23 protein-coding genes and 5 tRNA genes are annotated in these 21532 nt (G+C 42.0%); 2 read left to right on the top strand and 26 right to left on the bottom strand.

What is annotated here, in order from left to right; genetic code table 11:
- Positions 1-115 precede the first annotated feature (115 nt).
- The 26 genes from rplL to A7P54_RS17600 form a co-directional block, all read right to left on the bottom strand.
- A complete protein-coding gene (gene rplL, locus A7P54_RS17725; RefSeq protein WP_004802232.1) occupies positions 116-481 on the bottom strand; it encodes a 50S ribosomal protein L7/L12 in 366 nt (121 codons plus the stop codon).
- A 48-nt stretch (positions 482-529) separates the two neighbouring features.
- A complete protein-coding gene (gene rplJ, locus A7P54_RS17720) occupies positions 530-1036 on the bottom strand; it encodes a 50S ribosomal protein L10 (protein ID WP_004802230.1) in 507 nt (168 codons plus the stop codon).
- A 249-nt stretch (positions 1037-1285) separates the two neighbouring features.
- On the bottom strand, positions 1286-1981 hold the full coding sequence (gene rplA / locus A7P54_RS17715) for a 50S ribosomal protein L1 (protein ID WP_004656290.1): 696 nt from the start codon (positions 1979-1981) through the stop codon (positions 1286-1288).
- Positions 1982-1984: 3 nt separating this feature from the next.
- Positions 1985-2413 (bottom strand): 50S ribosomal protein L11, encoded by a 429-nt coding sequence (rplK, locus tag A7P54_RS17710; protein ID WP_004637639.1) that lies wholly within the window; start codon positions 2411-2413, stop codon positions 1985-1987.
- 112 nt (positions 2414-2525) lie between these two features.
- Positions 2526-3059, bottom strand: coding sequence for a transcription termination/antitermination protein NusG (gene nusG, locus A7P54_RS17705; protein WP_004802226.1), 534 nt, complete (start codon positions 3057-3059; stop codon positions 2526-2528).
- Positions 3060-3066: 7 nt separating this feature from the next.
- A complete protein-coding gene (secE, locus tag A7P54_RS17700) occupies positions 3067-3507 on the bottom strand; it encodes a preprotein translocase subunit SecE (protein ID WP_004802225.1) in 441 nt (146 codons plus the stop codon).
- A gap of 76 nt (positions 3508-3583) precedes the next feature.
- Positions 3584-3659, bottom strand: a tRNA-Trp gene (locus A7P54_RS17695).
- Between the two features lie 56 nt (positions 3660-3715).
- On the bottom strand, positions 3716-4906 hold the full coding sequence (gene tuf / locus A7P54_RS17690) for an elongation factor Tu (RefSeq protein ID WP_004802222.1): 1191 nt from the start codon (positions 4904-4906) through the stop codon (positions 3716-3718).
- A gap of 164 nt (positions 4907-5070) precedes the next feature.
- Positions 5071-5145: transfer RNA gene (locus tag A7P54_RS17685), tRNA-Thr, on the bottom strand.
- Positions 5146-5156: 11 nt separating this feature from the next.
- Positions 5157-5232: transfer RNA gene (locus A7P54_RS17680), tRNA-Gly, on the bottom strand.
- A gap of 33 nt (positions 5233-5265) precedes the next feature.
- Positions 5266-5349 (bottom strand) — tRNA-Tyr (locus A7P54_RS17675).
- A gap of 54 nt (positions 5350-5403) precedes the next feature.
- A tRNA-Thr gene (locus A7P54_RS17670) sits at positions 5404-5479 on the bottom strand.
- A gap of 99 nt (positions 5480-5578) precedes the next feature.
- Positions 5579-7072: an anthranilate synthase component I gene (gene trpE / locus A7P54_RS17665; protein ID WP_171550371.1), complete on the bottom strand. Its 1494-nt coding sequence runs from the start codon at positions 7070-7072 to the stop codon at positions 5579-5581.
- A gap of 107 nt (positions 7073-7179) precedes the next feature.
- Positions 7180-7845 (bottom strand): phosphoglycolate phosphatase, encoded by a 666-nt coding sequence (locus tag A7P54_RS17660; RefSeq protein ID WP_004802217.1) that lies wholly within the window; start codon positions 7843-7845, stop codon positions 7180-7182.
- Between the two features lie 70 nt (positions 7846-7915).
- The gene (locus tag A7P54_RS17655; protein ID WP_171550370.1) at positions 7916-8533 is read right to left on the bottom strand and encodes an FHA domain-containing protein; all 618 of its coding nucleotides are present in this window, start codon (positions 8531-8533) and stop codon (positions 7916-7918) included.
- Between the two features lie 63 nt (positions 8534-8596).
- Positions 8597-10870, bottom strand: a complete 2274-nt coding sequence (gene gspD / locus A7P54_RS17650; protein WP_171550369.1) for a type II secretion system secretin GspD — start codon at positions 10868-10870, stop codon at positions 8597-8599.
- Positions 10871-10910: 40 nt separating this feature from the next.
- Positions 10911-11750 carry a type II secretion system protein N gene (locus A7P54_RS17645; protein ID WP_171550368.1) on the bottom strand — a complete coding sequence of 280 codons (840 nt, stop codon included), beginning with the start codon at positions 11748-11750 and terminating at the stop codon, positions 10911-10913.
- Positions 11750-12493 carry a type II secretion system protein N gene (gene gspN, locus A7P54_RS17640; RefSeq protein WP_005200559.1) on the bottom strand — a complete coding sequence of 248 codons (744 nt, stop codon included), beginning with the start codon at positions 12491-12493 and terminating at the stop codon, positions 11750-11752. Before gspN ends, A7P54_RS17645 begins: the two co-directional genes overlap by 1 nt.
- A gap of 177 nt (positions 12494-12670) precedes the next feature.
- Entirely contained in the window at positions 12671-12997 is a 327-nt protein-coding gene (locus A7P54_RS17635) for an H-NS histone family protein (RefSeq protein WP_004802206.1), read from the bottom strand.
- A 390-nt stretch (positions 12998-13387) separates the two neighbouring features.
- Positions 13388-13825 (bottom strand): thioesterase family protein, encoded by a 438-nt coding sequence (locus A7P54_RS17630; protein WP_005314851.1) that lies wholly within the window; start codon positions 13823-13825, stop codon positions 13388-13390.
- An 8-nt stretch (positions 13826-13833) separates the two neighbouring features.
- Positions 13834-15027 carry a heme biosynthesis protein HemY gene (locus A7P54_RS17625; RefSeq protein ID WP_171550367.1) on the bottom strand — a complete coding sequence of 398 codons (1194 nt, stop codon included), beginning with the start codon at positions 15025-15027 and terminating at the stop codon, positions 13834-13836.
- A 6-nt stretch (positions 15028-15033) separates the two neighbouring features.
- Entirely contained in the window at positions 15034-15861 is an 828-nt protein-coding gene (locus A7P54_RS17620; RefSeq protein WP_171550366.1) for a hypothetical protein, read from the bottom strand.
- Positions 15858-16634 (bottom strand): uroporphyrinogen-III synthase, encoded by a 777-nt coding sequence (locus A7P54_RS17615; protein ID WP_171550365.1) that lies wholly within the window; start codon positions 16632-16634, stop codon positions 15858-15860. The genes A7P54_RS17620 and A7P54_RS17615 overlap by 4 nt, the downstream gene beginning before the upstream one ends.
- Positions 16634-17551 carry a hydroxymethylbilane synthase gene (gene hemC, locus A7P54_RS17610; RefSeq protein WP_004802195.1) on the bottom strand — a complete coding sequence of 306 codons (918 nt, stop codon included), beginning with the start codon at positions 17549-17551 and terminating at the stop codon, positions 16634-16636. Before hemC ends, A7P54_RS17615 begins: the two co-directional genes overlap by 1 nt.
- 111 nt (positions 17552-17662) lie before the next feature.
- Complete coding sequence (locus A7P54_RS17605) at positions 17663-18403, bottom strand: LytTR family DNA-binding domain-containing protein (RefSeq protein ID WP_004802194.1); 741 nt, start codon at positions 18401-18403, stop codon at positions 17663-17665.
- A 57-nt stretch (positions 18404-18460) separates the two neighbouring features.
- Complete coding sequence (locus tag A7P54_RS17600; protein WP_005314837.1) at positions 18461-19603, bottom strand: histidine kinase; 1143 nt, start codon at positions 19601-19603, stop codon at positions 18461-18463.
- On the opposite strand from A7P54_RS17600, the gene argH reads away from it, so the two are divergent.
- Positions 19594-21024, top strand: a complete 1431-nt coding sequence (gene argH, locus A7P54_RS17595) for an argininosuccinate lyase (RefSeq protein WP_171550364.1) — start codon at positions 19594-19596, stop codon at positions 21022-21024. The two genes, A7P54_RS17600 and argH, sit on opposite strands and share 10 nt — an antisense overlap.
- A gap of 49 nt (positions 21025-21073) precedes the next feature.
- Complete coding sequence (locus A7P54_RS17590) at positions 21074-21346, top strand: oxidative damage protection protein (protein ID WP_004773983.1); 273 nt, start codon at positions 21074-21076, stop codon at positions 21344-21346.
- Positions 21347-21532 lie beyond the last annotated feature (186 nt).

The following is a 21532-nucleotide window of genomic DNA, read 5'->3' as shown; positions in this document are numbered from 1 at the left end:
TAAACGTAAAACTAACAAAAAACGAGCCGATTATTGTAACGCAAAAAGGCTGATGACCCAAGAGCCATCAGCCATTTTTTGGAGCCGATTTTCAAAAAATCGACTCCCTACAGCATTACTTAAGTGTAACTGTAGCACCAGCTTCTTCAAGCTTCTTCTTAAGTTCTTCGCCTTCTTCTTTAGAAACGCCTTCTTTAAGAACTGCAGGAGCGCCTTCAACAAGATCTTTAGCTTCTTTAAGACCAAGGCCAGTAGCTTCACGAACTGCTTTAATTACAGCAACTTTGTTAGCACCGAAAGAAGTCAACTCAACGTTGAATTCAGTTTGTTCTTCAACAGCAGCAGCAGCTGGACCAGCAGCAACAGCTACAGCAGCAGCAGATACGTTGAATTTTTCTTCGAAAGCAGAAATAAGTTCAACAAGTTCAAGAACAGTTTTTTCAGCAACTGCGTTTAAGATTTCTTCGTTTGTTAAAGCCATGAGAGTAACTCCAAATGGATATTGAATGGTGTGAAAGTAGATTTAAGCTTAAGCAGCTTCTGACCCGTTTTTCTCTTGAAGCGCTGTAAGTAAGCGACCCAATTTCGAAATAGGAGCTTGAAGAACAGAGGCAAGCATAGTAAGCGCTTTTTCTTGGTTCGGAAGATTCGCGATAACGCTAACGTCAGCACCTTGATAAAGTTTGCCTTCAAATGCAGCAGCCTTTAATTCAAATGCTTTATTAGTTTTAGCAAATTCTTCGAACAAGCGTGCAGCTGCACCCATGTCGTCTTCAGAAGTTGAGAATGCTAAGATTGTTGGACCAACAAGGTCGTCATTCAAGATAGCGAATGGCGTATCTTGAAGAGCACGTTTAGCTAAAGTATTACGTACAACACGTGTAGCAACACCTAGTTTACGAGCTTCAACACGAAGAGCAGTTAATTGCTCAACAGTTAAACCTTGGTAGTCAGCAACAACGGCAGCGAACGCTGTAGAAGCAATTTCACTTACTTCAGCAACGATCTGTTTTTTGTCTTCGATAAGAAGAGCCATCGTAAAACCTCCTAACGGTGATTTATGCACTCATACGAGTGCACTCCCAATTCGTAAGCCCTATTCAGACTTACACGCGGAGGAGCAACAAATCACACCACCGCGTCTACTCAGACTGGATGATTAAGAAAAACATTCGAAAATATTTTTCGCCTGAGGTCTTTGACGCTGATAAACATTCATTTATCAATTCAAAGTTTGCTTAGACTTCCTCAAAGAGAAAATCTAAGGCTTCAAAATTCTTACTAATTACTTAGAAACGTTGCTTACGTCAACGATCAAACCAGGACCCATAGTTGAGCTCAAAGTGATCTTTTTAACGTATACACCTTTAGAAGTTGCAGGCTTTAACTTTTTCAAGTCTGCAATTAAAGTTTCAACGTTTTGACGTACAGCTTCTTCGCTAAAGCCAAGTTGGCCGATCGCAGCGTGGATGATACCCGCTTTGTCTACACGGTAACGTGCTTGACCAGATTTAGCATTCTTAACCGCGTTAGCAACGTCAGGCGTCACAGTACCCACTTTCGGGTTTGGCATTAAGCCACGTGGACCAAGAATCGTACCCAGCTTACCAACAACGCGCATTGCATCAGGAGCAGCAATAACGACGTCGAAATCAAGGTTTCCACCTTGAATGCTTTCAGCAAGGTCATCAAAACCAACGATATCAGCACCAGCAGCTTTCGCAGCTTCAGCAGCAGCACCTTGAGCAAATACTGCAACACGTACAGTTTTACCAGTACCCGCAGGTAAAGTTGTAGCACCACGAACAACCTGATCAGATTTACGTGGATCTACACCAAGGTTTACAGCGATATCTAAAGATTCTTTGAACTTCGCAGCTGGAAGGCTGTTAAGAACTTGTACTGCTTCTTCCAAAGTGTAAACTTTGTTTGCTTCTACAGCAGCAGCAATGGCTTTTTGACGTTTAGTTAACTTTGCCATGTCTTATAGCTCCACTTCCAAGCCCATAGAACGTGCAGAACCAGCAATGGTACGCACACGAGCGTCTAAATCAGCACCAGTTAAATCTGGTTCTTTAGTAGTCGCGATTTCTTCTAACTGAGCACGAGTCAACTTACCAACTTTAGTTTTGTTAGGTACAGAAGAACCCTTTTGAATACCAGCAGCTTTCTTAAGAAGAATAGATGCAGGTGGAGTTTTCATGATGAAAGTGAACGACTTATCGTTGTACACAGTGATCACGACAGGAATTGGCAAACCCACTTCAAGTTTTTGTGTAGCAGCATTGAATTCTTTACAGAATGCCATGATGTTTACACCACGTTGACCTAAAGCAGGACCAATTGGTGGAGATGGATTCGCTTTACCAGCTGGAACTTGCAGCTTGATATAGCCGTCAATCTTCTTAGCCATTGAAAATTACCTCTGGGTACAGACGCCGTTAGGCTCCCCAAAAAATTAAACAACACCGAAGTGTTAGAACAACAATGCCCGATCAGATCGGGCGCTTCTCAACCGACGCAGATTAAATCGTTTTTTCGACTTGGCGAAACTCGAGTTCAACCTGAGTTGGTCGATTAAATACATTAATCGTCAACGTTAAACGTGACTTTTCGTATTGAACTTCCTCCACGACCCCTTTAAAGTCAGTGAACGGACCGTCAACAACGAGCAATTCTTCACCAGGTTCAAACATCGTCTTAGGACGAGGTGCTTCACCTGTATTACGCACACGAGCAAGGATCGCATCAGCTTCACGTTGTGAAATCGGCGCTGGTTTCTCTGGTGTACCACCAATAAAACCAAGAACTTTTGGACACTCTTTTACAATGTGCCAAGTATCATCATTCATTTCCATTTCGACCAATACATAGCCAGGAAAGAATTTACGCTCAGACTTACGCTTCTTACCATCCTTCATTTCCACTACTTCTTCAGTAGGGACAAGGACTTCACCAAAGCTTTCAGCAACAGTACTACGCTGAATTCGATCATTAAGCGAACGCATCACTTGTTTTTCAAAGCCTGAATAGGCATGAATAATATACCAACGTTTCATCGCGTTCTTACCCAATAATTAACTTAATAAACCAACCTAACCCGTAGTCGAAACACCATAAAACCAATGATGCAACAAGTACAACTAAGAGAACTTGCCACGATGTCGTGATCGTCTCTTGTTTTGTTGGCCAGGTCACTCGACGCAGTTCAATTCGCGCATCTTGCAATAAACGCACAAAGCCTTTGCCTTGATGGGTGGCGTATAATAAACCTAAAGCGACTACGACACAAGCCAAAATCACCCCAACACGCACCCAAATATCATTTGCTGGTGCCCAATAGGCAGGTAAATGCTGATTGACCAATGCTGAACCGACTAATAAAGCTATAGCAATCAACCACAAGACAACATCTAGCGGTGAGCCAGAACTTACAACTTCTGCAACATTATTTCTTTGAGGGATTGGCGCGTCGCTTAATGCGTCACGCGATTTATCATTCGACATTTTTTTACTCGTCGTAGAATTCGCGACTTATTATATGACAACTCAGCCAGAATTAAGCTTTTTTATTTAAAAAAAGTGGCAGGCCAGGAGGGACTCGAACCCCCAACATTCGGTTTTGGAGACCGACGCTCTACCAATTGAACTACTGACCTAACGTGCAAATCGAAAGCCGGAGCTTTCGATTTGAGTGTAACACATGGTATTGGGCTTATGCAGTTACTTTAGCAACAACACCAGCGCCTACAGTACGACCACCTTCACGAATCGCAAAACGTAGACCTGGGTCCATTGCGATCGGGTGGATTAACTCTACTGACATCTCAACGTTGTCACCAGGCATTACCATTTCTACGCCATCTTGTAATTTGATCGCGCCAGTTACGTCAGTTGTACGGAAGTAGAACTGTGGACGGTAACCGTTAAGGAATGGAGTATGACGACCACCTTCTTCTTTAGAAAGTACATATACTTCTGCATCGAATTTAGTGTGCGGCTTGATTGTACCTGGCTTAGCAAGTACTTGACCACGTTGTACGTCTTCACGCTTAGTACCACGAAGAAGAACACCACAGTTCTCGCCTGCACGACCTTCGTCAAGCAATTTACGGAACATTTCTACGCCAGTTACTGTAGTTTTAACCGTATCTTTGATACCTACGATTTCAACTTCTTCACCAACTTTTACGATACCAGCTTCTACACGACCAGTTACAACTGTACCACGGCCTGAGATAGAGAATACGTCTTCGATTGGCATCAAGAATGCTTTATCGATAGCACGTTCTGGCTCTGGGATGTAAGAGTCAAGTGCAGCAACTAAGTCGATTACAGCTTTCTCGCCATAAGGACCATCGTTACCATTTAATGCTTGAAGCGCTGAACCACGGATGATTGGAGTGTCATCACCTGGGAAGTCATAAGTAGAAAGAAGTTCACGAACTTCCATTTCTACTAATTCAAGTAATTCTTCATCATCAACAAGGTCACACTTGTTCAAGAATACGATGATGTAAGGTACACCAACCTGACGTGAAAGAAGGATGTGTTCACGAGTTTGTGGCATTGGACCATCAGTCGCAGCACATACAAGGATCGCGCCGTCCATCTGAGCAGCACCAGTAATCATGTTTTTAACATAATCGGCGTGGCCCGGGCAGTCTACGTGAGCGTAGTGACGGATTGGAGAATCGTATTCTACGTGTGAAGTATTAATTGTAATACCACGTGCTTTTTCTTCAGGAGCTGAGTCGATTTGTGAGTAATCTTTCGCTTCACCGCCGTAAGTTTTTGCACAAATAGTTGCAATCGCAGCAGTTAAAGTTGTTTTACCATGGTCAACGTGACCAATTGTACCCACGTTTACGTGTGGTTTATTACGTTCAAACTTAGCCTTAGCCATTTTGATTTTCCTCGTTTACGTCGACACCAGTTTAGAGAAAAACAACCCTGAAAAACCTTCTTTATCGACATTCGCCTAAAAAACTAGACACCTAATACTTGAAAAGCAGACTATAATAGCCTGCTTCTTTAAAAACTTGTGGAATAACCACTAAACTGTATATCTGGAGCTCTTATCGAGATTTGAACTCGAGACCTCTCCCTTACCAAGGGAGTGCTCTACCACTGAGCTATAAGAGCGACATCTTCGATGGAGCGGGAGACGAGGATCGAACTCGCGACATGCAGCTTGGAAGGCTGCCACTCTACCAACTGAGTTACTCCCGCATGTTGGTACTGACCACTTCAATCGAAGTTAGATGGTGGTGAGAGAAGGATTCGAACCTTCGAAACTTTCGTAGCAGAGTTACAGTCTGCCCCCTTTGGCCGCTCGGGAATCTCACCATATCACACTTACACAGTGCTGTTCTTTCACTTCATACTACCACACTTTTAAGATGGTGCCGGCACACGGATTCGAACTGTGGACCTACTGATTACAAGTCAGTTGCTCTACCAACTGAGCTATGCCGGCTCTTTCTTAGTGTTTCGTACGTTTCGTATCGGAACGGTGTGCAGTTTAGCAAAACTCTGAATCGATGCAAGTGCTTTTTTCAAAAAAATCGCTAAAAACTCATAAAATCAATCCGTTTGACGATAATTCAACCGCTTTGATCACTGCGCGAGCTTTTATTTGGGTTTCATTCCATTCAGATTCAGGATTTGAGTCCGCAACCAGCCCTGCTCCTGCTTGCACATAGACCTTTTTATCACGAATGACACAAGTACGAATCGCAATCGACATGTCCATTTCACCATGCCAGCCTAAATATCCAACAGCGCCGCCAAATACACCACGTTTCACAGGCTCAACTTCGTCAATGATTTCCATGGCACGAATTTTTGGCGCACCTGAAAGTGTCCCCGCTGGAAATGTTGCTTTAAACACATCCAAAGCATCTACATCATCACGGACTTCACCCTGTACATTAGAGACAATATGCATAACATGTGAATAACGTTCGATCACCATACGATCCGTGACTTGCACTTTCCCAATTTTAGAAACACGTCCCACATCATTACGACCCAGGTCAATCAACATCAGATGTTCTGCAATTTCTTTTTCATCCGCCAATAGATCTTGCTCCAAAGCAAGATCCTCTTCTTTGGTTTTACCTCGCGGGCGTGTGCCCGCCAAAGGGCGTACGGTTGCGATGCCATTTTCTAAGCGAGAAAGAATTTCCGGTGACGAACCCACAATATGGAACGGCTTTTGATCCGTTAAGGTTTGTCCTTGTACCAAGAATAAATACGGCGATGGATTTAAATGGCGTAATGCACGATACACCTGCAAGGCTTCACCATCAAAATCAGACACCATACGTTGTCCAGGCACTACCTGCATCACATCTCCAGCACGAATATATTCTTTGACCTTTTCAACCGTCTCAAGGAATTTTGCTTTGCCTGTGATCGATTCAAAATGCGGTGCAGTATGTGGTTTTGCCTGCAAGCTGACGGGTATTGCGAGTAACTGCTCAAGCTGATCCAGCTTTTGCTGAGCTTGAGCATAAGCATCAGGCTGATTCACATCGGCATGATGAATTAAAAATAGGGTATCTTTTAAATTATCAAACACAATCACGGTTTGGGAGAGCATCAACCAAAGGTCGGGTAGTGTTACAGGATCAGCAGCAGGTACGTTTTTCAGTTTTGGTTCAATATAACGTACAGCGTCATAGCCTAAATAGCCCACCAATCCTCCAGTAAAGCTTGGTAGATCAGGTAATTCAACTTGAGTCGGAACTTTAAACTGGCTTTGAAACTCACGTATATAGTCAAAGGGATCAGCACAAGCTTGCTGTTTAACCGTACCATCTGCCTGTTGAATGGTGAGTACACCTGCATTGCATGAAAAAACAGTCGACTCACCTAGGCCGATCATCGAATATCGCGCCCAGTTTTCCCCACCTTCGACAGACTCAAATAGATAAGCTTGTTTTTGTTGTTTAAAACGTGCAAAAACAGAAAGTGGCGTTTCAGTATCCGCTAAACGTTGGCGGTAAACAGGAATGGTGTTATAGCCGGCTGCTTTTAATTGTTCAAATTGTACGAATGTGGTCATGAATCTTCTCTATGGTTTTAATTTCTGTGCGTTGTTTCTTTAGTGCTATCTCAAGCCCGCCATCGAAAAACCATAACCATCTTCACCTATCTCCTTATTCAATCTGCTTAAACCAATTCCACCAAACGATCGACCACTTGTTGTGGCTGGCAGTCATAGATACTCTCTCCATGATTATAGCCATAGCTGACCACAATACAATCAATACCTGCACGTCTTGCCGCTTCAACATCATTACTTGAATCACCAATCATCAATGTCGCTGACGTTGTCGTATTCTGAGCTTGCACGCAATGCAACAATGGCAAGGGATGTGGTTTACGTTCAGCTAAACTATCACCACCAACAACCATTTTAAAATAAGGACTCAATTGCAGAATATCCAAAATGCCTTTCGCTAAATGTTCAGGCTTATTGGTGACACATGCCATGGCAATATCATGATTTTGACAATAGTCTAAAAAAGGCAGAACCCCTTCATAGACTTGAGTATTTACACAGAGTTCCTGAGCATAGACGTCAACAAATGTACTGAGGAGTTGTTCTTGCTGTTGCGCACTAACGTGTCCAAACAAATGCTCCAACACAGCCTCACACAGTTTAGCTGCACCCTTTCCGACCCAAACACGAACTTGCGCTTCAGTCACTGTCGCGAAGCCCAGTTTTTCCAAACTCAAATTCATCGCTCGATATAGATCAGCGGCGGAATCTACCAGTGTCCCATCCAGATCAAATAAAACTAAATTACGGCTTTGTAACTGAGCAACAGACATATATTTCGACCCAAGAAATGAAAAAGGCATACCAACGTGGGCATGCCTTGATTGTAAAAGCTTCGCCCGATTATTTAAAGAACAGCCAGGCAATCACCGCCAGAATGATCAATACAATAATAGAAATGAGGCCAACCGAAGCATTCTTCTGTTGCTCTTTTTCTGCAGCGACACGCGAAACAGGCTCTTCAATTGCAACAGCTTGTGGCTCTGGTACTGCCTGCACATTGATTCCTTCAGGAATCGGTGCTGGCTTTGGAATCGCCACTTGCTGCGGCATGCCATCACGCGTGATCGGTGTCTCAACTGCGCGTTCAGCAATGCTTGGCATACCCTGATCCGTAGAATTTGATGCTACAGGCTCAATCTCGATTTCTGGTAATTCAGCTTCAGATCCCGCTGGCGCAAGTACAGAGAATACAAAGCTGGCAAATTGCACGATATCGCCATCATGTAATTCGGTTTCCTGCTCAATACGCACATCGTTGATAAATGTACCATTTGACGAATTGAGATCTTGTACCCAAAGCTGCTTATCTTTTAACACTAAAGCTGCATGACGACGCGAGATATCCGCTGATTGCAACAAAATATCGGCATCTTGGTGTCGCCCCACCAACATGTCACCTTCGATACTCAGTTCTTGCCCCGTAAATTCACCTGTAATGGCTTGTAATTTCCAAGTCATAGATGCATATCCTTATAGAATTTCTTGCAATCATAGCATTGTGACATAAGCGCTTCTGTGCATCTACTGTGAAGACGCTGGTCGAATCGTCGTAGTGGTGACCGTGTTTTTACTTCGCTCTGTTTCCTTGACCGGAAGTTGTACCGTTTTCTGCTGCACTGGAGGTTCTTCAATCGCAACAGGTGTGGTCACCACAACCGTTTTTTTCGCGGGGGTCGCAGTGGGAACTTTCTGATACGAAGAATTCACGACTGGCGCTTGCGGGTTATAAATATCTGCTACATTTTCCGGCAGTTTGGCAAAGTTGCCATTTTTGTCCATTGAAAGTTGCAAACTATAGAGCTGGTTATAACGCTGTTGAGAAATACGGCGTACATCATTGGCATCGCCAACAATCGTCGGATGGATAAACACCAATAGATTACGCTTGATATTACTCCGCGCATCGGCACGGAATAAACGCCCAAGATAAGGAATACTACTCAGTCCAGGAATACCTTGACGCGACAATGACGTATTATCTGCAATCAAGCCTCCCAATACCACTGTTTGTCCATGTTCCGCAAGTACAGCGGTTTTAATGGCGCGCTTATTGGTAACCAAGTCTGTTGCTTGTCCTTTGTTGTTCTGGACATCCGAAACTTCCTGTTCAACCTCAAGGCGAACCGTACCATTGTCACCAATATGTGGAATCACTTTTAGCGTGACACCCACATCCTTACGCTCAACCGTCGTATAAGGATTGACTGTACCCGAAGTACCTGTCGATACCGAACCCGTCACAAACGGAACGTTTTGACCCACAACAATATAAGCTTCTTCGTTATCCATCGTCACAATCGATGGTGTAGACAAGAAATTAGATTTGGTATTGGTTTTCAAGGCCTGGATCAGCGCACCATAGGCTTTACGTGAGTTTTCAAAATTACCAATCCCAAGTGTGGCACCATTGCCTTTATTGGCATCTCCTGCAATCGCTGCAGCTGCGCCACTCGCCCCACCAGTGGCATAACCTGCAGCAATGGATGCCAGACTCGCGCCCACATTACTAAAGCTAATCAGACCAACACCACTGCTTAAATCACCCAAGGCCCACTGAATCCCCAGTTGATCCGCATCATCGCCTGAGACTTCAATAATTGCAGCTTCAATGAGTACTTGTTGACGGCGAATATCCAGCTGTTGAATAGCCGCTTCGACTTCGCGCATTAATTGTGGTTCAGCTTTGACCACCAATGCATTTTGCGTTGGGTCAGCAATAATACTGATACCCGCACCATTAAAGCTGGTGATACTGGAGTTTTGACTACTGTTTGAATTGCCATTTAGATTAATTGAAGGCGTCGAAAAAGAGGAAGACGACGAACCTGTTGTCGAGCTTGAGTTTTGATTGTTCGAGATCAGGTTATTAATCGAGTTAGATCGGTTATTACTATTTGACGAGGACGATGATGATGACGCAGATTGCCCTGTTACCAGACCCTGTAAAATCTCAGCCAAGTTCTTGGCACTGGCATATTTCAAGCGGAAGACTTTAAGCCCACCCAAACGATCTGCCGATGGCACATCCAGCATTTCAACCATTTGACGTAAACGCTTACGTGAGTCTGGATCGCCCTTGATCAAAATACGGTTGGTTCGATTATCAGCAATGATACGTACCCGCGAACCAATAAAATCTTTTGAAGCACCTGTTGCACTCATTGTTTCCAATAGGCCAATAATTTCTTCAGCTTGGCTCGACTGTAAGCTAATCGCTTCAATGTCATTTTGACCCGTGCCATCTAAATTACGCACGATATTTTCAAGCTGATAAATATTGGTTGCACGATCAGAAACAATTAAGGCATTGGTCCCCGCAACCGCTGCCAAATGCGCAAATTGCGGCATTAACGGACGTAGGGCCGGAATCAAGTCATTTGGATTGGTATTTTGCAGCCAAATCACTCGCGTTACAATTTGATCCCCACCCGCACGACTACGTGCATCGTAAGGAATCCCAGAGTTCTTTGCATTACTGTCAGGGACAAGTTTAACCGTATTGCCTGAAGGGAGCGCCACCACACCATTAACGTTGAGTACACCTAAAAATAGGTCATATACTTCATCTTTATTGAGAGGCTTATTGGAAATAACCGTCACATTACCGCGCACACGAGGATCAACAGCAAAGTTCTTCCCTGTAATATCTGCAACTTCATTAATAAATGCGGTTAAGTCTGCATCACGTAGATTAATCTTCCATGTTTGTGCTTGCACATTGGTACTGATTGTCGCGACCAAAGGTGCTGCGGCAAGTAATGCCCAAAGTGGACGTTGATGATTTAAAAAAGCCATAACCTGCACTTATTCCTAACTGATGTGTGACGTGTGATCACTAAAAACTTTGTTGTATGGTCATCACTTGATCACCACGTTTTATTTCTATTTTGGCATGCCCTTCACGACGTACTTGCTCTAATAATTGTACTTCGTTGAGTCCCTGCCCGACGCTTTGACCATTGATCGATAGAATACGATCACCAGAACGCAAACCCAAGGTATTTTTTAAATTCGATGGCGTCTTATCCGATATTTCATAACCATCTGTGCCACCCCCGCTCACTCCCATATTTTTCAGATATTGATCGCGATTGTCCTGCATTTGTTGAATTGCCTGACCTAAAGCGGATTGTGGTGTGTTCTGTGTCGGTGCAACAGTTTGAGGCTGAACATTATTGGCACTATTAAGTACGGGTGCAATGGGTTGATATAAACCTTTATCCAATCCCTTAAATTTAACTTCTCGGGTAGCACCATTGCCTTGTTTCAAGATCACATGATCCCAATACACTTCTGCCAGTTGATATGACGTTGATCCCACCGTTTCACCAACACGATAACGTTCAGCAGTATCATTTAATTTAATCACAGCAGAAGACAAGTAATTGGGTTGACCTAACAATACACCTTGCAATTCCAAATTAACATTATCATCTGCCGAGGTCGCTGCTGGCTCATTAAATAGCGCAAAGGAGCTAATATTAGGGACTTGAGCTTGTTGTGAGCCTAGATCAACCCGATCAAATTGCATCGGTTGTGGCGGCGCAACTACCCACCAAAATAAAGAAGCCAGTTTCCAACATAACCACAAGATGAGTAGTGCTAAAATCAGACCACTGAGCTTGTCCAGCTTTTGCCAACGCAGTTGTTGCATTTTTTGAGTGATTGCTTTCATTAGAAACCACCTTGCAGCAGTGGCTGACGCGAACTGATCACATAAGTATCTAGCCCAGCCTTACCTTGGTAAGATGGAATATTCAACAGCATCCTTTGTGTTAGCTGCACATCCAACATCAAATTTGTATCTAGGCTTAAATTTGCCATTTTCTGCTGACGTTGATCTCGGACATCAATTTTTAACTGCCCATTTTCATCTTTCAGATCAGCCACTAAAGATGGCATATTCATACGGTCCTGACGCTGACCAAAAGTATAGCTCAACGCGCCACCACCCCAATTCAATTGACCTTCTGTCGCACTAAAGCCTTTTTCCTTTTGATAATTCAATTGTACGTCTTTCAGTTGAATTGAATTTTCAGGCCACTGCCAGTTGGCAAAATATTTTAATGTTTCAGGTGAAATTTTACCCTGCAGGTCTTTGATCATCATTTTTTGACCTAAACCATAGGCAAAAATTCCATTGAACTGGGTATTACCACTATGAATATCGAGATCTGCGCCAACGCGTAGTAACAGCAAATCGAGGGGACGGGTTTTCCAATGCACCGATCCACGCAATTGACCGCGCTGCCAATCTGCTTGCCCCTGCCAGATATTGCCACTAACATTGTGTAATAATTGATTATCTTTTGAAAATTTCGCAATTAACCATGTTGCTGGAATTTGTAAAATAATAAAAATTAAAAATGCAAAAATGGCGAAAAGCCACCATCTCCATTGCTTGGTTTTTTTCTTCATTCCACCCTTACCAACATGCAAATATCATCCTTTTTGAGACAATCGCCCCCTGAATGACATTATGCATACTTTTTCAACATCGCCAATTCTCTCATATAAAAAAACCAAGCTTTTTAAGCCTGGCTTTTAATAAAGGATAAAGTCATCGTATGACAGAACGATGACTTTTAAACTTGTTTAGATTAAGAAATCTTCAAGTTTTGCGCCTTTCTCTAACTCAGCAACTAACCAGCGTGGCTGTTTACCACGACCAGTCCAAGTTTCTTCAGCATTGCTTTTATTACGGTAGCGTGGCTCTACTGCTTTACGCGTTGTTTTCTTACGCTTTTGCTCGCCCACTTCCAATAATTCTTCAACACTGAAGCCAATCGCATCTGCAATTGCAATAATTTGATTATATGCATCTTCAATTGCTTGATCTTTTTTACTCGCAATTAAAGCTTCAGCTTCAGCTTGTAAACGTTTTAAATCTTCTACAGATAACTCGCTAATATCTGGTTTCATTAGAACCACTCCGACTTAATAGGGGAAATATATCACTCAAAAAATAAAATGAATTTCAAATTCGATTCAATATTAATTTATAAATGATTAAATAATCAATATAAGATTACCCCACTTAATCATATATCAAGCACTAAATCGCATTTTATTTACAATAAACCCCAAAAAAGCAGCCGTGTTATATAAAAACATATTTTATAAAAGTGAATAGCAGACTAGTAGCAATACGATTTATATTAATTTACTCTTAATTTTATCTAAAAAATTCTAATTTTATTGGGCTTATCAAGGTTCAAATACACCAATTTTTCAGAAGCAGCGTATTTGAACCTTATTATATGAATTTACTATATAATCAAACAAAAATAGACATAATCGTCTTTATAATAATTAATGAGATATTAAAGAGTGATCCACGCTTTGCTCGAGTTGAATTATCTTTTGCCTAATCGTATCTGGGATATTTAATTTTTTTGAAGTTAGCTTATCCACACAGACCATAACCGCCTCACCAGTCGCGACCACTTGATTCTGTGTTTCACTCCATAACACATAATGCATACGAAAAGCGCTATTTCTTAACTCTTCAATCCTCGCACCAATATGTAGCACATCAGGGTAGAATACCGGGCTTAAATATTTACATTGGCTTGATGCAACGACTGTCAATATATCCTGATCAAAGATATTCAACGCCATTAAATAAGCAATGCGTGCACTCTCGATATAACGATAATACTGCACATTATTTACATGACCAAAAGCATCCATATCTCCCCAAGCAACCGTTTGCTTAAGCACAACCGGATAGACAGACAGTTCCTTCATATTTTCACTCATATCTTAAAATTAAGAAAATTCACATCATTTTCAAATATTAAATTTAACTGCCTGATTAAATCAGGATTATCACCCAAAGTTGATTTAATCCTTAAATAGCTCATTAAAATATTATCTGGATATAAAGTTAATAATTGCTCTGCTTCTGCCTGTCGTTGTGTTGCCACATAAATATGCCATTTTGCAAAGCTAAGCATCGGCACACTGGTATAACGCTGTTCAAGCTGCATAATGCGCTGCTCGACATAGGCATAATCTGGAATCTGCTTCAATAATTGTTGCTGGAACCACAGATAAAATACTTCTGGATCAAACTGATCTTGCAATAAATGCAAAGCCAGATCTTCATGCTGCAAACTCATTTCTGGCATACGTGCCAATAATTTCAACCAGAGGACTTTACTACTGTACGGACGAGTTTGAATTTCATCCTGTAAAACCAGATAACGTTGCTGTAAGGCAGCAAGATCATCCACAGAAGCCTGATCAAATCGTATAAGTAACTGCTGTAACCATAAGTCACGATGTTCTGCATCTAACAAACCGTATTGGGTTGTTTGCAAGAATAACCACGGCTCTTGTAAGGCAAGCTTCCCCCATAATGCAGTAATACGTTGCTGATAAGCTGTTTCAATCTCATTCAACCACGGAGAAAGCTGATGTTGAGCAAGAAACTCTAAATGGGTCAGCGCTTTCTGTGTTTCCTGCCGCTCAAGATAAATATCTATGCGTTGTAATTCAGCTAGCTCAAATGCCATCGGTGCAGATTTTTCCAAACTCTGCAAGGCAGTTTCATAATCACCATTCTTATAATCAAATTGCGCATCAATAATATGATTAAGCAATCCTGACTGAGTATAAACCCGCTCAATAAACACTTGCTGATCTTTTGCCGCTTCCAACAGCCAGACAATGCCAAGCTGCTCATAAGGATGCAAATCTTTAAAATGAAGGATCGTTTCTTTTTTTCGCTGCTCGCGGGCAAGATAACGTTTACCGAATAGCCAAGTTAATTGTGCCAATAAACTGATCAGAATAAATAGTCCAATGAGCCCTAAAACACCCGTTTGAAATTGCCAATCTCGCCAATAGATATAGACATAGCCATTTCCATAGCCATAACTCAATACAGAAAACAGTGCGAATAGCACCAAACTTGCAAGCACATAAATCAACAGTAAACGTTTCATAATGCCTTATCCCAACAAACCCAGTGTGGTTAATTTCGGTGTTGGTACTACAGGTAGATTTGAAATTTTCTCTAAGCGTAATTTCATTTGTTGGCTATTTTGATCTGGCAATTCAGCAAGTAATTGCATCACTTCCAGAATAGATTTTCGATATTCTGTTCGTTGCCCTTGTTTTAAGGCTTGAGAAGCGAGTAACAAACGTAATTGTGCTTCTTTCAAGCTAATATTACGATTCATCAAGTCAGGTGAGTTGCGCTGCACTTTTTCTAATTTAAACCACTGCCACCACGATGCCGTTTCATTTTTGGTCATAGACACTTTCGGATTTCGGATTTCATGTTGAATCTTTTGATCTAGTTGCTGCAACAAATTATCCAATTGCTGTTGTTGCTGTGTCTGACTCAATACATATTGTTGAATGGCTTGTTTATCCTGCTCAATCGACTTAACCAAGCTATGTTGTAACGCAGGAGATACTGCATATTGCACAACATGCTGTTGCACTTGATTGAGTTGATCCAACGCATAGATAAACTGTTGTTGATCCAATGCAAATTGAACCAATTGCATTTGCTGCTTAATCAAAATAACTGGTGCAATCCCTGTCACCGTAGTCGGGATGGAGACACTATCTGTAGGCTCTACCGAGCTGGTATTTTGCAACTGGCGTTGTACTGCAACAAATTGATCATTCAATAAAGCATAACGCTGCTCGGTTTGATCTAATTGCTGTTGTAACTGCGGTACAGTTTGAGAATATTGCGCAACATCGTAACTGAGTTTAGCTAACCACAATAAACTCAATCCTAATATTAGATAACCAATTTTTCTCATACATGTCCTTGCCAATCACTCATGCGTTGAATGATCTCTGATGCAGATAAATTTTCAAGCTGAATAATGTTAAATCCTTGAGCCGTCTGATCCCGAACCTGTCTCAGAATCTGGGCCAAACGTGAGCCTAAAACCAAATAAACCCACGCTGCTTCACATGGATGCTGACCACATAGCTGTTGCCAATAGTTCCAACTCGCTTCACTACTGATCAACACTGCAACAGACTGATTTAAACTTATTTTTTTTACAATTTCAGGAAATTTGGTAAAACTTTGTGCTGGGCATTGGCGGCGATAGAGCACAAAATTCAGAATCTCAACACCTTGTTGCTGCAATTGCTGCATCATAAACTGCCGCCCTCCCAAACCACGCCAGAATGCAATTTTCTTTAAATGCATCTGCTGTTTTAGGATGGGAAGCTCCAGCATTCCCTCTGAAGTTTCCACCTCAGGAACAACACTTGCTATTTTAAATTGGGCTAAAGCCTTTGCTGTAGCTTGCCCCACTGCGACCCATTGGATATGTTTAAGCTGATCAAGGTGTAATCCCGCTTGCTGCAAATAGCGCACCCCAATCTCAACAGCAGTCGGACTAACCACCACAATCACTTGAGTCTCAGCCAAGGCGAAGTAAAGTTGTTGCAAAGCTTCAGAAAAAGGCTCTGCAACCAATTCAAGCAAAGGTAATGCTTCAACCTGATAGCCCACCTCGCTCAATGCTTGAGTTAAAACAGAAGCACGGTCATCAGGACGTGTATTAATAAACAGCATTAATACAACGCTTTGAGCAATTCACCCGCACCTTGCGCTAGCAATCGCTGAGCGAGCTGTTCCCCCAGTTGCTCAGCATCGACTGTTGCACCAACCAATTGCTCTTTCAACAAAGTCTTGCCGTCCACACTACCAACACGCCCTTCAATGTGTAATTGATCATTGGCCAAGATTGCATAACCTGCAATCGGCACTTGGCAACCGCCTTCAAGATAGGCATTAAAGGCACGTTCTGCACGCACACAAATCGAGGTTTCTTCATGCTGTAACGGTTGGATCAATTTTAATAATTCCACATCATCCGTGCGACACTCTAAACCAAGTGCACCTTGACCCACCGCAGGCAAACTTACAACAGGGGTTAAGCAATGACGAATTCGATCCGCGAGACCTAAACGTTTTAAACCAGCACTGGCCAAGATGATTGCATCATACAAACCATCATCCAGCTTAGCTAAACGTGTCCCCACATTTCCACGTAAATCAATAATCTCTAAATCAGAGCGGAGCTGTAAAATTTGACACTTACGGCGTAGGCTCGATGTACCTACCTTCGCACCTTGTGGTAACTCATCAAAATGTGAGTATTGGTTTGAGACAAACGCATCTAAAGGATCTTCACGTTCACAGATCACGGCCAAGCTTAAACCTTCTGGTAAATGCATCGGTACATCTTTCATTGAATGTACAGCTAAATCCGCACGACCATCCAGCAATGCTGCTTCCAGCTCTTTTACGAATAAACCTTTACCACCAATTTTAGCTAACGGCGTATCTAAAATCTTGTCGCCTTGGGTGACAAACTTAACCAATTCAACCGTTAAATCCGGATAAAGCGCATTTAAACGAGAACGAATATGTTCAGCCTGCCAAAGTGCAAGAGGGCTTTGTCGAGTCGCAATTTTTAAGGTTTTCATAAATTCAAGTTAAGTATTGATCAAAGCAATTGTTCCAAACTTAACTTGATCACCTGAAATTGCAAGTAAAAATTCATAAAGTGATCAATCATTCAGCTGAAAAGCGGGGTTTTATAATTGATGCATACACTCTCTTAAACTTGGCAAGTGGCGACGGCTGACAGACAATCGTTCCTCCAACTCACGCAAACGCACCTGATATTGCCCAGCGGCCACCAACTCCAGCCCTTCGAGATAGTCGAGCGAAACTAAGGCATTACGATGAATACGGATAAAACGGTCTGCAAATTCTAATTCCAAGTCTTTCAGTGTTTCATCAATCAGCACACTGCCATTTTTATGGCGAACAGTGACATATTTCTGATCTGCTAAAAAATAATAAACATTTTCCAATGGAATCAGTTCTACCCCGCGATAGGTTTTCGCAGCAATTTGATGGCGTTGTGTTTTGGTATCGTACATATCGTCTTGTTGTTTTAAACCAGTCATTTGTGCTTGTGTAAGGTGAGTTAAATGATTAAACACCTGTTGTAAATCTTGTTGTGCAACAGGTTTAAGTAAATATCCTTGTGCTTGAAATTTGAATGCTTCCAATGCATGTTGATCATATGCCGTACAAAAAATAATCGCAGGTCTAGGATTGAGCTGATTGAGTTGTTCAGCACATTCCAAACCATTCATTCCTGGCATTTGAATATCTAATAAAACGACATCAGGTGAGTCGTTTTCAATATGATTTAACACATCCTGACCATGATGCGCCGTCGCAATGACTTCGTGCCCCATCTGGGTCACTAAACGTGACAAACGCTCTACTGCGAGAGGCTCATCATCAGCAATCAGAACTCTCATCCTCTCCTCCTTGTCACCGTTAACTTCATCCATATTTTTTATGGTTAACTTGACTTATTATTTTACTCGATAGTGGTAGCTCACCACCGTCGTATATAACGACGTTCCCCCATAAATCTGAAACTTAACCGTTTGCCCATAATAAGCTTTCAGGCGCTGCTTCACATTGTCTATCGCAATACCATTTCCCTTTCTCGATTTTATTGTATCGTGAGAATAAGGGTTAGTAATGACTATACTGACTTGATTTTGCAATATTTCAACCAATACGCTAACGGTCGAAGGTTGCAAAACTTTCTCCACCCCATGAAAAATACTATTCTCAAGCAAAGGTTGCAACGTTAATAACGGAATCGTCACTCGTTTTAATTCAATGGGTGTCGCCTGTATGTTCCATTCTACATTCAAACGGGCACCTAAACGCATCTTTTCTATACTTAAATATTGCTGACATAAGTCAATTTCCTCAGCCAAGCTCACCAACTTCAGTTCTTGAAAACTCGCTCGAAATAAACGCGACAAATTAATCAACATATTTTCAGCTTTTTCAGGGTCAATCGCAATTAAGCTCACCACACTATTCATACTATTAAATAAGAAATGAGGGTGTATCCGTGCCTGCATCGCCTGAATTCGCGCATTCAATTCACTATATTGCTGATTCATCCATTGCTCACGCATATACAAGTAACGCAAACAGAATGCGCCTAACAAAACCCCATAGCTTAAATGTAAACTGCTCCCATGAAATAAGATCTCCTCTGAAAATGAACCTGAACGTGCAGCCCAATATTGAATAATATTGATCGCACAGGTGGTCAACAGTACAATCAGTTGCAACAGTACAAAGCCCATTATCAAGGCGACTTTCTGACTAAACTTAGCAAAAAAATCCTTAAAATAATCAACTAGTGTTGCGAAAGACAAAATCACCCAATTAATAAAAACCATATATTGCAGTACACGGAAGCCCTCTAAGGCTTGCCATGAGCGTGCTTCAGCCAAAGCCAACACCATTGCCAAGACATTACTTGCAACAATTAATTCTAATAAGTATTGCCATTGCCCAATTTTCGTAAAAAAATAGGAGCCTGATGGATTCCCCTGACGAGTTTGCGATAACTTCTTACGTCGAGTTTCGGCAACTGCGTTTGGATTTGCTATACTCTTTTTTATTTTGCTGAGCCGCCATGACCACATCTTCTCAATCCTCTTCTTCAGCCAGCCCGAATCAAACCTCTGGAATGTGGGGCGGTCGCTTCTCTGAAGCAACAGATGCTTTTGTTGCAGAATTTACCGCATCTGTGCAATTTGACCAACGTTTTTATAAACAAGATATTGCAGGTTCAATTGCGCATGCCACCATGCTTGCCAAAGTAGGTGTCCTCACTGAAGCTGAACGCGATGACATTATTCAAGGTTTAAGCACCATTAAAGCTGAAATTGAAGCTGGTAACTTTGAATGGCGCATTGATTTAGAAGATGTACACATGAACATTGAGTCTCGTTTGACTCAACGTATCGGCATTACAGGAAAAAAATTACATACTGGCCGTAGCCGTAATGACCAAGTTGCAACTGACATCCGCTTATATTTGCGTGATGAAATTGACGACATCTTAGGTTTATTACTGCGCTTACAAAAAGGCTTACTGGGTTTGGCTAGTCAAAACACCAACACCATTATGCCAGGTTTCACTCACCTACAAACGGCTCAACCCGTGACCTTTGGTCATCACCTGTTAGCATGGTTTGAGATGTTAGTCCGTGATACTGAGCGTCTACAAGACTGCCGTAAACGTGTCAATCGCATGCCACTTGGTTCAGCCGCTTTGGCTGGAACAACCTATCCGATTGATCGTGCTTATACCGCAGAACTTCTTGGCTTTGAAGCAGTTTCGGAAAACTCATTAGATGCAGTTTCTGATCGTGACTTTGCCATTGAATTTAATGCAGCCGCATCTTTGATCATGATGCATTTATCACGTATGTCTGAAGAACTTATTTTATGGACTTCGGCACAATTCAAGTTCGTGAATATTCCTGATCGCTTCTGCACAGGCTCATCCATCATGCCACAGAAGAAAAACCCAGATGTGCCTGAGCTGGTTCGTGGTAAGTCAGGTCGTGTTTTTGGTGACTTAATTAGTCTATTAACCTTAATGAAAGGCCAGCCATTGGCCTATAACAAAGACAACCAAGAAGATAAAGAACCATTGTTTGATGCAATTGATACCGTGCGTGGTTCATTGATGGCATTTGCCGATATGGTTCCAGCCTTATTGCCAAATATCGAAATTATGCGTGAAGCCGCTTTACGTGGTTTCTCAACGGCAACCGATCTTGCAGACTACCTCGTCAAAAAAGGTGTTGCTTTCCGTGATGCTCATGAAATTGTTGGTAAAGCCGTAGCTTTAGGCGTTGCAGAAGAAAAAGATTTATCTGAATTGACACTGGAACAACTGCAACAGTTCTCTGATTTGATCACAGCAGATGTATTTGACAAAGCATTGACGCTAGAAGCTTCTGTGAATGCACGTGATCATATTGGTGGAACCTCTCCAAAACAAGTTGAAGCTGCGATTGCCCGTGCGCACACTCGCCTAGAACAGTTATATTAATCTCCCTATATCCCTCTTTTACAAAGAGGGACTTTCACTGGATGCCATAATGACTAGACAAGTATTTTGCCGCAAATATAAACAAGAGCTTGAAGGCTTAGACTTTGCACCATTTCCAGGTGCCAAAGGCCAAGAGTTCTTTGAAACAGTTTCAAAACAGGCATGGCAAGAATGGTTAAAACATCAAACCACGCTGATTAATGAAAAACGTTTGAATGTATTTGAACCCGATGCGAAGAAGTTCCTCGAAGAACAACGTGAGAAGTTCTTTAATAACGATGAAAGCGTAGAAAAAGCGGAAGGTTGGACTGAACAAAAATAAGTCGTTTCGTCCCATCCTGCTGTAAAAAGAGAGCTGTTTTTAGCTCTCTTTTTACATGATATTTACATAAGTAATAAAGCCTTACAGAGTATACACAGTTGTCTACATGACTCTTTCGGGTAGCGTGTTTATAGTTGTATTCAGAAGGACAAAGAGATACGTTGATATCTCACGTAACGCATGATA

Source organism: Acinetobacter sp. Ac_3412, from assembly GCF_013072675.1.
Classification (GTDB): Bacteria; Pseudomonadota; Gammaproteobacteria; order Pseudomonadales; family Moraxellaceae; genus Acinetobacter; species Acinetobacter higginsii.
Note: the sequence above shows the minus strand (reverse complement) of the source record. Positions and strands in the feature narration are given on the sequence as shown.

Excerpts from the sequence above, each read along its gene's own strand:
- rplL (WP_004802232.1), bottom strand. The coding sequence starts at position 481 with ATGGCTTTAACAAACGAAGAAATCTTAAACGCAGTTGCTGAAAAAACT.
- rplJ (WP_004802230.1), bottom strand. The coding sequence starts at position 1,036 with ATGGCTCTTCTTATCGAAGACAAAAAACAGATCGTTGCTGAAGTAAGT.
- rplA (WP_004656290.1), bottom strand. The coding sequence starts at position 1,981 with ATGGCAAAGTTAACTAAACGTCAAAAAGCCATTGCTGCTGCTGTAGAA.
- rplK (WP_004637639.1), bottom strand. The coding sequence starts at position 2,413 with ATGGCTAAGAAGATTGACGGCTATATCAAGCTGCAAGTTCCAGCTGGT.
- nusG (WP_004802226.1), bottom strand. The coding sequence starts at position 3,059 with ATGAAACGTTGGTATATTATTCATGCCTATTCAGGCTTTGAAAAACAA.
- secE (WP_004802225.1), bottom strand. The coding sequence starts at position 3,507 with ATGTCGAATGATAAATCGCGTGACGCATTAAGCGACGCGCCAATCCCT.
- tuf (WP_004802222.1), bottom strand. The coding sequence starts at position 4,906 with ATGGCTAAGGCTAAGTTTGAACGTAATAAACCACACGTAAACGTGGGT.
- trpE (WP_171550371.1), bottom strand. The coding sequence starts at position 7,072 with ATGACCACATTCGTACAATTTGAACAATTAAAAGCAGCCGGCTATAAC.
- A7P54_RS17660 (WP_004802217.1), bottom strand. The coding sequence starts at position 7,845 with ATGTCTGTTGCTCAGTTACAAAGCCGTAATTTAGTTTTATTTGATCTG.
- A7P54_RS17655 (WP_171550370.1), bottom strand. The coding sequence starts at position 8,533 with ATGACTTGGAAATTACAAGCCATTACAGGTGAATTTACGGGGCAAGAA.
- gspD (WP_171550369.1), bottom strand. The coding sequence starts at position 10,870 with ATGGCTTTTTTAAATCATCAACGTCCACTTTGGGCATTACTTGCCGCA.
- A7P54_RS17645 (WP_171550368.1), bottom strand. The coding sequence starts at position 11,750 with ATGAAAGCAATCACTCAAAAAATGCAACAACTGCGTTGGCAAAAGCTG.
- gspN (WP_005200559.1), bottom strand. The coding sequence starts at position 12,493 with ATGAAGAAAAAAACCAAGCAATGGAGATGGTGGCTTTTCGCCATTTTT.
- A7P54_RS17635 (WP_004802206.1), bottom strand. The coding sequence starts at position 12,997 with ATGAAACCAGATATTAGCGAGTTATCTGTAGAAGATTTAAAACGTTTA.
- A7P54_RS17630 (WP_005314851.1), bottom strand. The coding sequence starts at position 13,825 with ATGAAGGAACTGTCTGTCTATCCGGTTGTGCTTAAGCAAACGGTTGCT.
- A7P54_RS17625 (WP_171550367.1), bottom strand. The coding sequence starts at position 15,027 with ATGAAACGTTTACTGTTGATTTATGTGCTTGCAAGTTTGGTGCTATTC.
- A7P54_RS17620 (WP_171550366.1), bottom strand. The coding sequence starts at position 15,861 with ATGAGAAAAATTGGTTATCTAATATTAGGATTGAGTTTATTGTGGTTA.
- A7P54_RS17615 (WP_171550365.1), bottom strand. The coding sequence starts at position 16,634 with ATGCTGTTTATTAATACACGTCCTGATGACCGTGCTTCTGTTTTAACT.
- hemC (WP_004802195.1), bottom strand. The coding sequence starts at position 17,551 with ATGAAAACCTTAAAAATTGCGACTCGACAAAGCCCTCTTGCACTTTGG.
- A7P54_RS17605 (WP_004802194.1), bottom strand. The coding sequence starts at position 18,403 with ATGAGAGTTCTGATTGCTGATGATGAGCCTCTCGCAGTAGAGCGTTTG.
- argH (WP_171550364.1), top strand. The coding sequence starts at position 19,594 with ATGACCACATCTTCTCAATCCTCTTCTTCAGCCAGCCCGAATCAAACC.
- A7P54_RS17600 (WP_005314837.1), bottom strand. The coding sequence starts at position 19,603 with ATGTGGTCATGGCGGCTCAGCAAAATAAAAAAGAGTATAGCAAATCCA.
- A7P54_RS17590 (WP_004773983.1), top strand. The coding sequence starts at position 21,074 with ATGACTAGACAAGTATTTTGCCGCAAATATAAACAAGAGCTTGAAGGC.